We start from the raw sequence: 15013 nt of genomic DNA on the forward strand, positions 1-15013 counted from the left end.
TCAACACAATCGGTTTGTAGGAGGGCTGGAACCCAGTTCTAGCAGACCGTGCGGCTGGAATAGCCAGGCGGATTTTTGCTGCGATCGCACGAAAACAAGTATCCACTTGTGAACTTCTGTGACGTGGGAGATTCCTCCAGTGATGTGGGAACGCTTAAAGTATGCAACGCTCAATCACCAGATAGGCACCAGATAGGCACCAGATAGGCAATTGTTTGCTGCCCTAGAACCGCTAGACCGTCGCGGTTCCAGTGTTGGCAACAGCTTGCCGAATGAGGTCTGGTGAACTTTCCCTCGGTGACGTTATTCCCTGACGTTTCTCCATTCGTCTGCTAAACCCCTAGTTCTTTTAGCTGTTTGCTGACCTATGACTTCCAGATCTTTCTTCTCCTCCGTTCTCTGGCATTACCTGAATCAGCGCGTATTCGATCGGAATAGCCCTATTATCTTAGACATTCATCGATTCTCACGCTTTTATCGAGTGCAGCATCTAGAGCGATGCCTTTGTCGGCAATATCAGCCAGAAGAACGCTATCGAAACCAGGGTTAGGACAGGCTCTAGCATCTTTTTTCCAGGTTTCGCACCAGGAAAAAGCCTCCCTTCAGTCAGCCTAAAAGCACATCCTGGAGTGTAAAACCCTCTCAAGCATCGGTCAGAACTTGTAGAGATTATCGGCTGCCCTGAAAGCAGATTTTTGGATAGCCGATCGCGATGGCTAGAATACGGCGATCGCAGGCATAGTTGCATGACTAGTGAGGTCATTATAGTTTTGAAGATGCGCGGCGTGGGAGGGTGACTCTCACGCCTTCGTTTTTTCCAGTCCTAGTCTTTACAAAAGGCTCTCAACACAACTGAAATGCTGAATCTGGACTCATCCCTAGCACAACATCGGCAGCAGTTTCCGGCATTGTCTACCCAGTGCTATTTCAACTATGGCGGACAGGGCCCGATGCCTCAGGGGGCGATCGCCGAAATTTCGTCTGGGCATGAATATATGCAAACCCACGGGCCGTTTTCCAACACGGTCAATGCCTGGGCTCATCAGCAGATGCAGCAGGTGCGGGGGGCGATCGCCGCTGAACTCCAGATTTCCCCCACCACGCTCACGCTGACTGAAAATGTGACCGTCGGCTGCAACATTGCCCTGTGGGGGCTGGACTGGCAGGCAGGCGACCACATCTTGCTGTCGGACTGTGAGCATCCCGGCGTGGTGGGTATTGTGCGGGAACTGGCCCGACGGTTTGACCTGGCAGTGTCGATCTGCCCGCTGTTGTCCACCCTCAATCATGGCGATCCGGTGCAGGCGATCGCCCAACACCTCCGCCCCGAAACCCGGCTGGTTGTGATCAGCCACATTTTGTGGAACACGGGTCAGGTGTTACCACTGGCAGAGATTGTGGCCCTGTGTCATGGCTATGCAGGGCGGCGCGGGCAGGTGCGCGTGCTGGTGGATGCGGCGCAGTCCGTCGGTGTGTTGCCGCTGGATTTGGGGGCGATCGCCGCTGATTTTTACGCCTTTACGGGGCACAAGTGGCTGTGCGGCCCAGCAGGGATAGGAGGGCTATACGTTTCACCCAACGCGCTGGCCGACCTGCGCCCCACCTTCATCGGCTGGCGCGGCGTGACGAAAGATGCACAGGGCAACCCCATCGACTGGCTGCCGGACGGGCGGCGGTTTGAAGTGGCGACTTCGGATGTTCCCCTGTACGGAGCGATGAGTGAGGCGATCGCCACTCATCAACGCTGGGGCAGCACTGCTGATCGCTATCGTCGCATCTGTCATCTCAGTCGGCTCCTGTGGGAAGGTCTGGCCAAACTGCCGCAGGTTTCCTGCCTGCGGACTGCCCCCCCAGAAGCAGGTCTGGTTTCGTTCCAGCTTGCAGATGGTGGCCATGCTCAGGCAGTTCAGACTTTGGAGCAAAATGGATTCCTGCTGAGAATGCTGCTGTATCCGGATTGCATTCGCGCCTGCGTTCACTATTTCACGCTAGAGTCGGAAATTGAGCGGCTGTTAGGGGCGATCGCCCATCTAGTTCGCTAATTCCCAAGCTCATTCCCAGGGGATCTATTACATCTATTACAAATGCTGTAGTTCAGTCCGGGGGCACACCAGCCAGAATAGAGGGCGTGCTATCCTAGCCATGCTCCAGTTCTAATGCCCCAGAGCCTTGAAATTGCTCGATTTCCCGGAGATTTGCCATGCAGCAGAATCGTCCTCTGCGTGCCCTGTTATTGACCACTGCCCTGCTTTTGGTCGTTAGTGTCGCCTTTCTCTACAGCGTTAGCCGTCCCCATCCGCGCTATGCCCACAGTCAGATACTCCACCCGCCTGCGCTGAGTCAGGTGGAATCGAGCGGGTCGGCGCTGACTGCAGAGGCACTCATGGAAGGAGCCGTGGCAGGTGGACGGGCCCGGGGTGGCGGATTTGGGTCGTCACCTGCCCCTTCTGCCCCTCGCCCCATGCCGCGATCGCCCTCTGGTGGCGGCTACTATCCCACGCCTATTCCGGGGCCCGTGTTCGTGCCGATTCCCGACTATGGCTACCGCCCATCGCCAACGGTGGTCGTGCCTGTGGGCGGCGGCGGGTTTGATCTGGGCTTTGTGTTTATTCTGGCGATCGTCGGGTTTGCGCTGCTGCCTGTGGTGCTGAACTACGTGCGGGCAGGGTCGAGCGGCAACAGCACAGCCGCCCCAGCCGGGTCAACCCGTGAGCTATACAACGACATCGTAACGGTGTCCCAAATTCAAATCGGGCTGCTGGCGGGGGCACGGGACTTGCAGCGAGACCTAAATGCGCTGGCGCAACAGGCCAACTGGGGCAATCAGGAGAGCTTGTCAGAACTGCTGCGAGAAACGGTGCTGGCGCTGCTGCGATCGCCCGAATATTGGACGCACGTTCGCGCCACCTCTCAAACCGTCCAGAGCCGAGAAGCGGGGTCGCGCCTGTTTGAGCAACTGTCGCTGGCTGAGCGCAGCAAGCTGAGCGCCGAAACGCTGGTGAACATTGGCGGGCGGGTGCGCCAGCAGGCCACGTCTCAGCCGCTTGATAGCGATCCCGCTGCCTATATCGTGGTGACGCTGCTGGTGGGCACAGCAGACGATCGCCCCCTGTTTGGCGAAATCCGCTCGACCGAAGCCCTAGCGGCTGCACTACGCCGCCTGGGTAGCCTGCCGCCCAGTTACCTGCTGATCTATGAGTTGCTATGGGCCCCGCAGGACGAGTCTTCTAGTCTCAGCCGCGATGAACTTGTGGCTAGCTATCCTGATCTGATGCAGATTTAGGAGGGAGATAAGACAATAACAAGTAAGACAGTAACAAGACAGTGGCAGAAAAGGCGATCGCTCACCCGAACGCCTAGCTAGGTTAGCCGAGCGGAAAAACTAGGAAACGGGGTTGAAGCTGGGTTCTAAGATTACATCGCTCGACAAAGAATCAGCCCTGATTTGTCAAGCAGCCTCCAAAGTTTGACGGTTTTTAATGTTGCCTAGAATACAAAATGCGATCGCCCAATTTGGCACAGAAAAACTTTCTGTAACATCTTCATCAGCCCTACTGATAGAGGACTGTAGCCAATGCAGGGCAAGCCCGACCCAACTCCTAGAGTCTGATAAAAACAAAGTGGTGTTGTACTCATAGCACCCATTAGGAATTTTTGGCAAAAGATATATACGTTTTGCTGACATGCTACTGCCATTTACTAATAGATCAGCTATGATGACAGCGAAGTAGCGTTCGATTAATGGAAGACTAAGGCGTGTCAGCTTTGCTGTTGCGGGTTTATCCATCGAACGAGCCCCCCCGCGTTATTAGGTTTGGAGAGGATTGTGACTATTTACGTTGGAAACCTGTCTTTTCAGGCTACCGAAGAAGATTTGCGTGAAGTGTTTGCCGAGTATGGGAAGGTGAGTCGCGTGAGCTTGCCGACCGACCGCGAAACTGGCAGAAAAAGAGGTTTTGCTTTTGTAGAAATGGAAGACGAGGAACAGGAAGACAAGGCGATCGCCGATCTAGACGGTGCTGAGTGGCTCGGTCGTGAGATTCGAGTCAACAAGGCCAAGCCTCGCGAAGGCGGCGGTGGCGGTGGCGGACGACCCCGCAACGGTGGAATGTAGGTTCTTCTAATTCTTAATTCTCTCTATACCTATAGATCGGTTTTCAACTTCAGGTCTTCTGGAGTTTTTTCATAGGTGTAGTCTGTTTCCGTCAGCCTAGAGCTTTGAGTCTTTGGCTTTTGAAAGACTTGGGCACTGGTTTGCTGCAATGGCTTCAGACACCTTTGCCAAGAGGCTACTCTCCGTCCGGTGAAGGCTCTGTCGGCAACTTGAATTCGGGCTTGGTTTCATGAGTGTTTCATAGGTATAGCTTGCTGCATGGCAATGCCATGCAGCAATTTTTTTGCCGGGCTTAACCCACGCCTTGGCGTTGCTCGTTTGCCATTTGCCGTTTCCTCGCTGCACCTCCCCGGAGGCTAGAATCAAGACACCCTGAATGGTCTACCGGGCGCAATTTTCGCCACTTCGCTCAATTCTCCGCTGCTGTCTCTCTTGCACTGGCTGCCATGACGCGATCGCGCTTGTTGCTCATCATTCTTGCCCTCTTGATAGGGCTGGGGTTTGCGCTGTGGCTGGTCACGTCGCTGACGCAGCTTTACACCCAGCTTGCGGCAGTGTCGGCGACGTTGGCAAATCTGGTGGTGGGGAGCGTGGTAGCGCTGCTGGTGGGGCTGCTGGTGGCGTTGGGCTATTATGCTTACCTATTCTTGCGTCCGGCAAAAACGGTGCGATCGCACGTCAAAGTGCCCCTCGACCGCACCGAAGCTGCCGAAGTAAACCTGCAAGCCGTGCAGCAACAAGTCGAGCAGATTCAGGATGAGGTAACTCGTCAAGCGCTGATCGACCGCTCTCGCGAAATCGCGCAAAATATGGCGCGAGGCGAATTTCGGGTGGTGGTCTTTGGGACAGGATCTGCGGGCAAAACGTCGCTGATCAACGCAATTTTGGGGCTGGGCGTGGGGGATATCGGGGCAGCCATGGGCACTACGACCCAGGAAAAGACGGCTCGATTTTTGCTGCGGGGGGTCGATCGAGAAATTTGGATCACCGACACCCCAGGCATTTTGGAAGCAGGCATCGCGGGCACGGCGCGTGAACAGCAGGCGCGACAACTGGCAGCCAGCGCCGACCTGCTGCTGTTTGTCATCGACGGCGACCTGCGCCGCTCGGAATATGACCCGCTGCGATCGCTCTCCAGCATTGGCAAGCGGTCGATCCTAGTATTGAACAAAGCAGATTTGTACAGCGATGCAGATTTGCAGGCGATTTTGCAGCAGTTGCGCGATCGCCTCCGGTCGGTGCTGTCGCCTGCCGATATCGTAGCGGTAGCCGCCAGCCCGCAGCCGTTTACCCTGCCCAACGGCGAACGAGTGCAGCCCCAGCCTGATATCTTGCCGCTGCTGCGCCGTCTGTCGGCCGTGCTGCGCGAAGAGGGCGAAGACCTGATTGCCGACAATATCCTGCTGCAATCTCAGCAGTTGGGCGACGAAGCCCGCCAGATTCTCGACCAGCAGCGGCTGCGCCAGGCAGAAAAAGTGGTGGAACGCTTCCAGTGGATTAGTGCAGGAGTGGTGTCGGTCACGCCGTTGCCAATGGTGGACTTGCTGGCCGCCGCCGCTGTCAACGCGCAAATGGTGGTGGAACTAGGTCGGGTCTATGGCTGTGAGATGAATCTTGACCAGGGCAAAGAACTGGCGCGATCGCTCGCCAAAACGCTCATCAGCTTGGGCGTGGTGCGGGGCACAGTGGAAATTTTTTCGCTGGCGCTGCAAACCAATGCCGGAACCTTTGTCATTGGCCGCGCCATCCAGGGAGCGACTGCCGCCTACCTGACTCGCATCGCAGGCAAAAGCTTTATCGAATACTTTCGCCGCAATCAGACCTGGGGCGACGGCGGCATCAGCGAAGTCGTGCAGGAACAGTTCCAGCTTAACCGCCGCGACGAGTTTATGAAGGGCTTCGTCAAAGAGGCGATCGCCCGTGTGGTAGAGCCGCTGCAAAACAAGGAGGGCTAGACCCCCTGAAAGCCAGTCAACCTCTTATCGCAAACCCTCACTCCGCGACTCCTGCGTAGCTCGAGGCTTGCAGCCGAAACATCTGGGCATACTTCCCGCCCATCTCCATCAGTTCTGCATGGCTGCCCAGTTCCGCAATTTGCCCATGCTCTAGCACCACAATGCGGTCGGCCATGCGGACGGTGGAAAAGCGGTGGCTGACCAGGAAGGTCATTTTGTCCTGCGTCAGCTGGCGGAAGCGCTGGAAAAGATCATATTCGGCGATCGCATCTAGCGCCGCCGTCGGCTCATCCAGGATCAGGACTTGGGCAGGAGTCATGAATGCTCTGGCCAGTCCCAGTTTTTGCCATTGCCCGCCCGAAAGCTCTGCGCTATCGGAAAAGGTTTTACCTAAAATCGTTTCATAGCCCCGTTCGAGGTCAGCAATCACGCCCGTCGCGCCTGCGTTTTGGGCAGCTCGCTCGATCTGGTCCAGGTCATCGCGGTGGCGCAGGTCGCCAAAGCCGATATTGTCTTGCACGCTCAGGTGATAGCGCGAAAAGTCCTGAAACACCACACCCACATTCCGCCGCAGATCTTCCAGGTCGAAGGCAGTCAGCGGAATGCCGTCAATCGTGATTTCCCCCGATTCCACATCATAAAAGCGAGTCAGCAGCTTTAGCAGCGTTGTCTTGCCAGCGCCGTTCATGCCCACCAGCGCAATGCTCTCCCCTGGCTTCACGGTCAGATTAATGCGGTGCAGCGTGGGTTCACTCGCGCCGGGATAGCGAAAGCTCACGTCCCTTAATTCCAGCCCCCGACGCATTGGATTGGGAAACGCAATCGGGTCGGATGGACTCACAACCTGGGGCTGCAAGTTCAGAAATTCAAAATATTGGGACACGTATAGATTGAATTCATAAATCAATGCAATCTGGAACAAAATGCCCTGGATCAGGCCCTGCGCCTGCTGAAACGCACCCGAGTACATGGTCAGATCGCCCAGAGAAATCGCACCCTGAACCGTCCGCACAATAACCCAGGCGTAGGCGGCGTAAAAGCCCGAATTGGCAATCAGCCCCACGCCAAAGCGGAGCCACGCATTTCGCGCCAGCACTTCGGCCATTTCCCGATTGAACTGGAGACGAATACTTTGCCACTGGCGCAGCAGGTAATCGCCCAAGTTAAACAGGCGCACCTCTTTGACAAATTCCTGCGTGGTCAATACCTGCTGCAAATATTCCGCCAAACGGCCGCTCTCGGTCTGGCGACGCTTCAGCCAAAAGCGCACTCCCGAAAAGCGAATGCCGACCCAGAGCGCAGGCATAGAGGTCAGCAGCAGCAGCAACAGCAGCAGCGGATTAAATGCCACCAGCAGCGATAGCAAACCCGCAAAGGTGATGGACTGACCCGCCAGATCAATCAGCGTTTCAAACACGCGCACGGGGTAGGCGCTGCCGCTTTGCTGGGCGCGGTTGAGCGTGTCGTAAAACTCTGGCAGTTCGTAGTGGGCCAGATCGAGCCGAATTGCCTGTTTTAGCAAGATTTGGTTGGCATACAGCGTGAAGCGGTCATTCAAAACCTGGGTGGTGTAGGTTTCAGCCTGATTAAGACCAACTTGCGCCAGCGTAATGCCCAGCCCCAGCCCAACCAAGCGACCTAAAACCGTCCAATCGACTCCGGGCTGCGATAGCTCCAAGACCACCTGATCGACGATGAGCTTGCTGATGTAAAGCTGGGCGACGGGGATGAGGGCGTTGCTCAGCGTGATCCCCAGTTGCAGCAGCAGCAGCCGGGGTGCCGCTTGCCAAACCAACTGAACCAGGCGGGGCGTATTTGCCAGGACGGCCCAGAAGCGATCGCGCGGAGAAGGTTTTTCGGGGTTGCGGGAGAGGAACTTGGTACGTTTTGGCATAACACCCAGGAATGTGATACCATACTATGATAGCTTTAGTCTTTTGATATCGAATAAAGTGGCATCAGGTACAGCTAGAGGACAACAGACTGAACGCAAAAATCCTCTCTTCCTCTTCACTGCACTTTGCATTACCCCATAGATTGCCTGAGAGACACTGCAAGTTTGGATTGCTCGGTTCAACGGAACAAAGCTGAGGTTGAAAGGCCGAAACTGGAAGGCTGAAATTGACGGGAGAAAAGTCTAAGAAAAACAAAAATTATATAAAGTTTCCGTGAAGTAAGTTTGCGGAAGAAAAACCTAAAATACGCTTGGGACGAAGGATTTACCCGATAAATCCGTATGAAGCTTGTGTAAAGTTTTCCACGCATGTTGGGGAACCCTGATCCCCAGGCAAAATTTCCTATGCTAGGCTAAGTCAGTTCCACAGCCATAAGTTGAACACGAAATGAGTACGAGTTGAGCGGTCAGCCGTTAGGCGACTCAAAGATTTTCTGCCTGGTGCAGATTTTTTGAGGTGCTTTGCGGATGGTCTGCTTCGATTGAACCCGATACGGCGCTGACTTACTACTGGTCAATGCGTCTGTGCTTAGTGTGCTTGGCGTGATGGACGGCCGTCAGAGTATTTTTGCGGCGATCGCCATCCCAAAGCTGGTTCAAGGTCTCGGCTCACCATGTCCTTCACTATGGAGTGTATGTCTCAGAAACTTTGGAGCGGCCTCACGACTGCCGCCTTCCTGTTCACTGCTCTAGCACCTGTCTCGGCTGCCTTTGCAGACGCACAGACAGATCTCGCTAGCGAGGGTGACGAGGTTTCCCAGGAAAAGGTTCCCTCCCTGGATGCCTCAGCCGAGCTAGGTTCCCCTGAGCCACTGTCTGCAACCGTGGGTAGCGCCTCGGAAACAGATACAGTCCAGCCCGGAGCTATTTCGGAAACCCCGTCCACTCGTCGGATTGCTGCCGCCCTCGGCGAAGTCCGCAAGGTGGGCGAGTATCAAGACCAGGAAGAAACAGATACCGCTGAAGACTTGACGGTCACCATCATTCCGCATGAGGTGAACAACCGCTCATCAGCCACGCTCCGTATTCAGAGCATTCCTGTCTTCACGTTTTTGGGTGCCGTCACCCAGCCCGATCCATCATCGGTTTCTACAGCAGGCGCTTTAGACAACGCGGCTGAAGGTAGGGCGACTGGCGAATCGGAAACGGTCAAGCGCCCAACCCCACCCGAAGCAGATGCGTCTGCGGTGGTGCCTGGGCAGCCCGATTCCGGCTCAAGTGCAACGGCGGATGCCTCGGCCGACCCGATGCAGCGAGCTGGGGCGATCGCCGCTCGATTGCGCCAGATCCACCGAGATGGCACCAGCGCCGAAACGATTACTGTCCGCTGGGATGCCCAGCGCGAGCGCTACGTCATCCAGGTTGGCAGTGAAGAGCTAATCGAGATGAACGCCGACATCATCTTGCCGGACACTACGCGCAACCCAGCCGAAGACGCGCTGCAAGCCACCAATCGTCTTCGTCGCTTGTTGGGCAGCGCCCCCCCGCTGCAAGATATCCAAGATCGTCCCCGTCCTGCGGTTCGAGTGTCAGTGTCTCCTGCGAACCGAACAGGCAGTACGCGAGTTGCATCAGGCATTGCATCCTGGTATGGCCCCGGATTCCACGGCAACCGCAGCGCCAGCGGCGAAGTGTTTAACCAAAACGCCATGACCGCTGCCCACCGCTATTTGCCCTTTGGAACCCAGGTGCGCGTGACCAACCTCAACACCGGACAATCGGTGGTGGTTCGCATCAACGATCGGGGCCCATTCTCACGGGGTCGAGTGATTGACCTATCGGCGGGAGCTGCCCGCGCCATCGGCATGATCGGCAGCGGCATCGCACCTGTCAGTCTGGAGGTTATCGGTCGCAGCCAAACGGCATCGCGCTAATGCCAAAGGATGTAGCACTGCTTTGCTAGCGTCTATATAAGCATAAGTAAGCGCAGTTTGGAAAGCCCCTTTTGGTACGCATGTTTGAAGCAACGATTTGAAGCAACAGACTGTCGCTGAAGCGATATCTCGCGATCAGAACTGTCCCGGTGTCAGCAATACGGCTGTGGAACGCATCGGCTAGATGTTGCTACCAAAACCCAAAGAGCTTATCGCAAGTGCGTAAGTCCTGTAACTAAAGCTGGGAGCGATTCACCAATCAACTCCCAGCTTTTTGTTTAGCCTTGAGCAGGGGCTATGAAGCTACGAAATCAAGGCTCAAGGAGCGCAGGTTCCTATATAGGTGCAGGCGTTGTCGCCAGTGCAGCTTTTGTCGGGTCGGCGGAGGGGCAGAGATCGACCAACTGGCAGCGATCGCACGCCGGGTTCCGCGCATTGCACACAGCCCGCCCGTGATAAATCAGGCGAATCGACCAGTTTTCCCAGTCGGGCTGAGGCAACAGCTTCATCAGGTCGCGCTCAATTTGCACGGGTTCCGTGTGCGTCGTCAGCCCAAGTCGCTGGCTCAGCCGCTTGACGTGAGTATCCACCGTCACGCCCGCATTAATCCCAAAGGCATGAGCCAGCACCACGTTTCCAGTCTTGCGGGCCACACCCGGCAGCGTCAGCAGTTCCTCCATCGTCTGCGGCACCTGTCCCCCAAAATCAGTGACGATTTTGCGACAGGCTCCCTGGATATTTTTTGCCTTATTGCGATAAAACCCTGTAGAGCGCACCAGCTCTTCAAGCTCTGCCAGGTCTGCACTCGCCATTGATGCTGCATCCGGGAAGCGGCGAAATAGCTCCGGTGTTACCTTATTCACCCGCTCATCCGTACACTGGGCCGACAGGATTGTAGCCACGAGCAATTGGACGGGCGTTTCATAATCTAGCGAACAGGTCGCATCCGGGTAGAGCCGCCTCAGCCGATCCAAGATCTCCAGCGCCCGAGTTTCCAAAGCTCGCTGCTTCTGTCCCGCCCGTCTTGGCACGCAATCTCTTCCTTGTCTAGAGCTTATCTAAAGCACGTTCCCGACGCAGGTCACTGAAGCAAATTACTGAAGCAAATTTCTGAAAAAGGACAGTTGGGTAGTGTCTCGCACAATCAGAAACACGCCCAGCCCCAGCAGCAGCATCAATCCCGTCTGCATGACGCTCTCCTGGAAGCGAGTGGGCAGTGGTTTCCCGCGCAACGCCTCGATCAGCAGAAACGCCAACTGTCCGCCATCCAGCGCAGGCAGCGGCAGAATATTAATAATTGCCAGATTGATGCTGATGATGGCCGTGAACGGGAACAGGTTAATCCAGTCATTTGCCGCTAGGTTTGCGCCCTGCTCCACAATCTTGACCGGGCCAGCCACCTGCCCTGACACCGACGAGAAGTTCGTAATCAGCGAGACAAAGCCCTGAACCGTCCGCGAGAACATATCCTGAAACTCTCTGGCAGCAAGGCTGAACACCTCGAAGAGTCCATTTGGACGGCGAAACTCAACCTTGCCATTCGGGTTCAGCACTACGCCAATCTTGCCTACGCCTTCGGCATCTGGCTTTGGCGTAACGCTGAGATTGACCTGACCCGAATTGCGCTGAACGGTCAGATTAATGGGGCGATTTGGACTTGTAGTAATCGCCTCCATCAGCGCTTTCTGAGCGGCTTCGCCTTCGCCCAGGCTTTGCCCATTGACCGCCAGCACAATGTCGCCATCCTGCACACCTGCCAGCGCAGCCGGCGAATCGGTGGACACTACCTGCGGGATCAGCACGCCCGGTTCATAGTTAAACGCCTGTGGCACGCCAACAACTGCCACTTGCGTAACGAATACCAGATAGGCAAACAGCAGATTCGCAATTACCCCGGCGCTGATCACGATCGCCCGATCGAGTACGCCGCGATTCCGCATCAGGTTGGGGTCGTTGGGCGGAATGTCGCTGTCGGGGTCGTCGTCGGGAAAACCCACGAAACCGCCTAGCGGAATGGCGCGAATCGCATACTCCGTTTCGGGGCCCTGATACTTCCACAAAATCGGTCCAAAGCCCAGGGAAAACCGATTGACATGAATCCCCTGGAGCCGCGCCGCCAGGAAGTGCCCCAGCTCGTGAACAAAGATTAGGAGTGCAAGAACTGCGATCGCCGCCAAAACCGACATAAGCTAGCCTGAGTTACTACTTTACAGTGCGTGCTTACGACGCATCTTTACAATGCGCGTTTACAACGCATATTTGTTCATTCTAAAGGGATTCCCGGATTGATGGGTTACCCCTCCTCTCCCTCCACCAGCGCTACATACTCTTCCATCGACAGCGCATCGTCTAGCTCGGCTCCATCGCTGACCTCCACTTTGAGCAGCCAGGCCGTGCCGTAGGGGTCGTCGGCAAGCTGCTCTGGCGCGTCAAGCAGGGGGTCATTGCGCTCGATCACCTTGCCAGAGAGGGGCGCTTTTAGGTCTTCGACAGCCTTGACCGATTCCACAGTGCCAAAGGTTTCGCCCCTTTCCAGCGCGTCGCCAACTTCGGGCAGTTCTAAAAACACGATGTCGCCAAGCTGATCAACCGCAAAAGCCGTGATGCCTATCGTGGCGGTATCTCCATCCAGGCGGATGTACTCGTGAGAATCTGTGTATTTCAGATCTTCGGGATATTCCAGGCTCATAGGTTTGGGCGCAATGAAGCGTACAGGAAAAGATTACCGTAATTTTCGGCGTTGGTCGGTCTGATTTCCGACAGGGCTGGGGCTTGATCAGCGCTCACAAATCAGCGTTTTTGCAAGTCAGCGTTTTCAGAGTCTTTTCAGCGTTTATAGAAGGGGCGCTTGACGACGGTGGCCGGGTAGCTCTTGCCGCGAATTTCGACTTCCAGGATTTGCCCGATTTTGGCAAGGTCGGCGAGGACAGAGGCCAGGGCGATGGGGTAGCCCAGCGTGGGCGAGAGCGTGCCGCTGGTAATTTTGCCGATGGGTTCGCCGCTGTGCAGCACGGGGTAATCGTGGCGGGCGATGTTGCGACCTGTAAGCTGTAAGCCGATGAGCCTGCGAGAAACGCCGTCCTGCTTTTGCTGCACAAGGACATCCCGCCCGATGAACTCTGGCACTTTGTCGAGATGCACTAGCCAGCCGAGGCCGGCTTCGAGGGGCGTGGTGGTGTCGTCGATGTCCTGGCCGTAGAGCGCCATCGCCGCCTCTAGCCGCAGCGTATCGCGGGCCCCCAGTCCGCAGGGCACTGCGCCTGCATCGAGGAGCGATCGCCACAATTCGCGTCCTGTTTCTGGCTCCACCATCACCTCAAAGCCGTCTTCGCCCGTATAGCCTGTCCGCGCCATAAACCCTGGTTTTCCTAAAACATGGCCTTCGAGATGCCCGAATTTCGGCACGTTCGATAAATCTTCTTCGACAAACTTTTGCAGCGTGACGACGGCATCGGGCCCCTGGACGGCCAGTAAAGCGCGATCGCCCGACCAATCCTCCAATTCCACCCCTGAAAGATGTGCCAATAGCCACGTCTTGTCTTTCTCAGTCGTCGCCGCGTTCACAATCAGGTCTGCCCGGTCTGTCCCCTGGGCATAAATAATGAAGTCGTCCACAATGCCGCCCTGCGGATTCAGCAGCACGGTGTATTGCGCCATGCCCGGTTGCAGCCCGCCCAGATCTGTGGGCACTAGCCGCTGAAGCTGGGTCAAGATTGCCTCGCCACGCAGCACAAACTTGCCCATGTGGGAAATGTCGAACACGCCGACGCTCTGCCGCACGGCCTGATGCTCCTGTGTGATGCCGCCAAACTGCACGGGCATCTCCCAGCCCGAAAACGAAGTCATGCGGGCTTTTTGGGCGATCGCCAAATCATACAGCGGCGTTCTGCGGAGCGCGTCAGTCATAGAAGACATTACCGAAATGGGTCAAATATTAGCTGACTGTAGCCTGAGTATAGAAGGCGGGGCAAGGTGGTGCGAGTGGGGCGAGTGGACGAATCAGAGAATTAGCGCTAGACCCCGTTCTCCCAAAGCCGCGTCACGCCAAAACCCTGCCCTAGAATTAGGAGGGAACACAGCAACGGAGACACAAGAGGCGAACGCTATGAGAATGCTGCATACGATGCTGCGCGTGGGCAACCTGGAAAAGTCGCTGGCGTTTTATTGCAATGTGCTGGGAATGAAGCTGCTGCGCCAGAAAGATTATCCCGGTGGCGAGTTTACGCTGGCGTTTGTGGGCTACGGCGACGAGGCAGATCACACCGTGCTGGAGTTGACCTACAACTGGGGCACGGACAAGTATGACCTGGGCAATGGCTATGGCCACATTGCGCTGGGCGTGGAAGATATTTACAAGACGTGCGATCGTATTCGAGAACTCGGCGGCAAGGTGACGCGAGAGCCTGGCCCCATGAAGCACGGCTCGACGGTAATCGCCTTTGTGGAAGATCCCGACGGCTATAAGGTGGAGCTGATTCAACTGGGCACCCAGGGATCGGCGCAAAAGCAGGAAACGGCCGCAACGGCATAGCGAAAAGGGGGGCAGGAAGCCGCGTGCATTCCTCGCTCAGCCGAGCTCCTGCCCCCGTGCAGCAGCCTGAATCCTTAGCTTGCGATCCCAATGGGATACTCCAACTCCGCTAGCGCGGCGCGAGCCTTCACAAAATCAAACGGCATCGGCGGTTTCATCGGACGATAGTCTTTGGGGTGGGCATCGCCATGTCTCAGCACTGCGTTCACCAAAAAGCACGGCTCGGAACCCAGATGGATCGCGGCGTGTGGAATGCCGGGGGGAATCGTGACCACCGTGGGGTGGCGATCGCTCAAGGGAATATATTGATACTCGCGGTTTTGTAGCACCACCAGCACAAAACTGCCGCGCACCACCAGAAGCTGGTCGGTCTGGAAGTGGTGGACGAATAAATCATCAATCATGCCCGCCGGAATACTGACCAGCATCGTTTCATTGCTGGACTGGGGGGTATAAAACTCAGCCATGCCGCCCTTGATCGAGGTCAACGGGCGAATTTCAACGCGACCTTTCAGACCCATATCAGCACCTCATCTGTGAGCGTACAGTTTTAGCCTATACGTCCACTATAAAAAGATTGTTACT

The 15013-nt window shown here is 56.2% G+C and carries 13 protein-coding genes; 6 read left to right on the top strand and 7 right to left on the bottom strand.

What is annotated here, in order from left to right; all coding sequences use genetic code 11:
* Positions 1-857: 857 nt before the first annotated feature.
* Positions 858-2042: an aminotransferase class V-fold PLP-dependent enzyme gene (locus HPC62_RS00470; RefSeq protein WP_172353277.1), complete on the top strand. Its 1185-nt coding sequence runs from the start codon at positions 858-860 to the stop codon at positions 2040-2042.
* A 158-nt stretch (positions 2043-2200) separates the two neighbouring features.
* On the top strand, positions 2201-3283 hold the full coding sequence (locus HPC62_RS00475; protein WP_172353278.1) for a DUF1517 domain-containing protein: 1083 nt from the start codon (positions 2201-2203) through the stop codon (positions 3281-3283).
* Between the two features lie 165 nt (positions 3284-3448).
* Here HPC62_RS00475 and HPC62_RS00480 read toward each other — a convergent pair whose 3' ends face one another.
* Entirely contained in the window at positions 3449-3787 is a 339-nt protein-coding gene (locus HPC62_RS00480; protein WP_172353279.1) for a hypothetical protein, read from the bottom strand.
* Positions 3788-3826: 39 nt separating this feature from the next.
* On the opposite strand from HPC62_RS00480, the gene HPC62_RS00485 reads away from it, so the two are divergent.
* Both HPC62_RS00485 and HPC62_RS00490 read left to right on the top strand, forming a co-directional pair.
* Complete coding sequence (locus tag HPC62_RS00485) at positions 3827-4114, top strand: RNA recognition motif domain-containing protein (RefSeq protein WP_068508672.1); 288 nt, start codon at positions 3827-3829, stop codon at positions 4112-4114.
* Between the two features lie 446 nt (positions 4115-4560).
* Positions 4561-6069, top strand: a complete 1509-nt coding sequence (locus HPC62_RS00490; protein WP_172353280.1) for a YcjF family protein — start codon at positions 4561-4563, stop codon at positions 6067-6069.
* 37 nt (positions 6070-6106) lie between these two features.
* On the opposite strand, the gene HPC62_RS00495 is transcribed toward HPC62_RS00490, so the two are convergent.
* Positions 6107-7963 carry an ABC transporter ATP-binding protein gene (locus tag HPC62_RS00495; protein ID WP_172353281.1) on the bottom strand — a complete coding sequence of 619 codons (1857 nt, stop codon included), beginning with the start codon at positions 7961-7963 and terminating at the stop codon, positions 6107-6109.
* 695 nt (positions 7964-8658) lie between these two features.
* Here HPC62_RS00495 and HPC62_RS00500 point away from each other — a divergent pair.
* Positions 8659-9897, top strand: coding sequence for a septal ring lytic transglycosylase RlpA family protein (locus HPC62_RS00500; protein WP_172353282.1), 1239 nt, complete (start codon positions 8659-8661; stop codon positions 9895-9897).
* Positions 9898-10232: 335 nt separating this feature from the next.
* Here the strand turns inward: HPC62_RS00500 and nth are convergent, their stop codons facing one another.
* The 4 genes from nth to gcvT all read right to left on the bottom strand — a co-directional run bounded on the left by nth (position 10233) and on the right by gcvT (position 13812).
* The gene (gene nth, locus HPC62_RS00505; protein WP_225910591.1) at positions 10233-10895 is read right to left on the bottom strand and encodes an endonuclease III; all 663 of its coding nucleotides are present in this window, start codon (positions 10893-10895) and stop codon (positions 10233-10235) included.
* 96 nt (positions 10896-10991) lie between these two features.
* Positions 10992-12083 (bottom strand): RIP metalloprotease RseP, encoded by a 1092-nt coding sequence (gene rseP / locus HPC62_RS00510; protein ID WP_172353284.1) that lies wholly within the window; start codon positions 12081-12083, stop codon positions 10992-10994.
* Positions 12084-12190: 107 nt separating this feature from the next.
* Entirely contained in the window at positions 12191-12586 is a 396-nt protein-coding gene (gcvH, locus tag HPC62_RS00515) for a glycine cleavage system protein GcvH (protein WP_172353285.1), read from the bottom strand.
* Positions 12587-12723: 137 nt separating this feature from the next.
* Positions 12724-13812 (bottom strand): glycine cleavage system aminomethyltransferase GcvT, encoded by a 1089-nt coding sequence (gcvT, locus tag HPC62_RS00520; protein WP_172353286.1) that lies wholly within the window; start codon positions 13810-13812, stop codon positions 12724-12726.
* 190 nt (positions 13813-14002) lie between these two features.
* On the opposite strand from gcvT, the gene gloA reads away from it, so the two are divergent.
* Entirely contained in the window at positions 14003-14428 is a 426-nt protein-coding gene (gene gloA / locus HPC62_RS00525) for a lactoylglutathione lyase (RefSeq protein ID WP_068508689.1), read from the top strand.
* Between the two features lie 74 nt (positions 14429-14502).
* On the opposite strand, the gene HPC62_RS00530 is transcribed toward gloA, so the two are convergent.
* On the bottom strand, positions 14503-14949 hold the full coding sequence (locus tag HPC62_RS00530; protein ID WP_172353287.1) for a cupin domain-containing protein: 447 nt from the start codon (positions 14947-14949) through the stop codon (positions 14503-14505).
* Between the last annotated feature and the right edge of the window lie 64 nt (positions 14950-15013).

It is taken from the genome of Thermoleptolyngbya sichuanensis A183, assembly GCF_013177315.1.
GTDB classification, from domain to species: Bacteria; Cyanobacteriota; Cyanobacteriia; order Elainellales; family Elainellaceae; genus Thermoleptolyngbya; species Thermoleptolyngbya sichuanensis.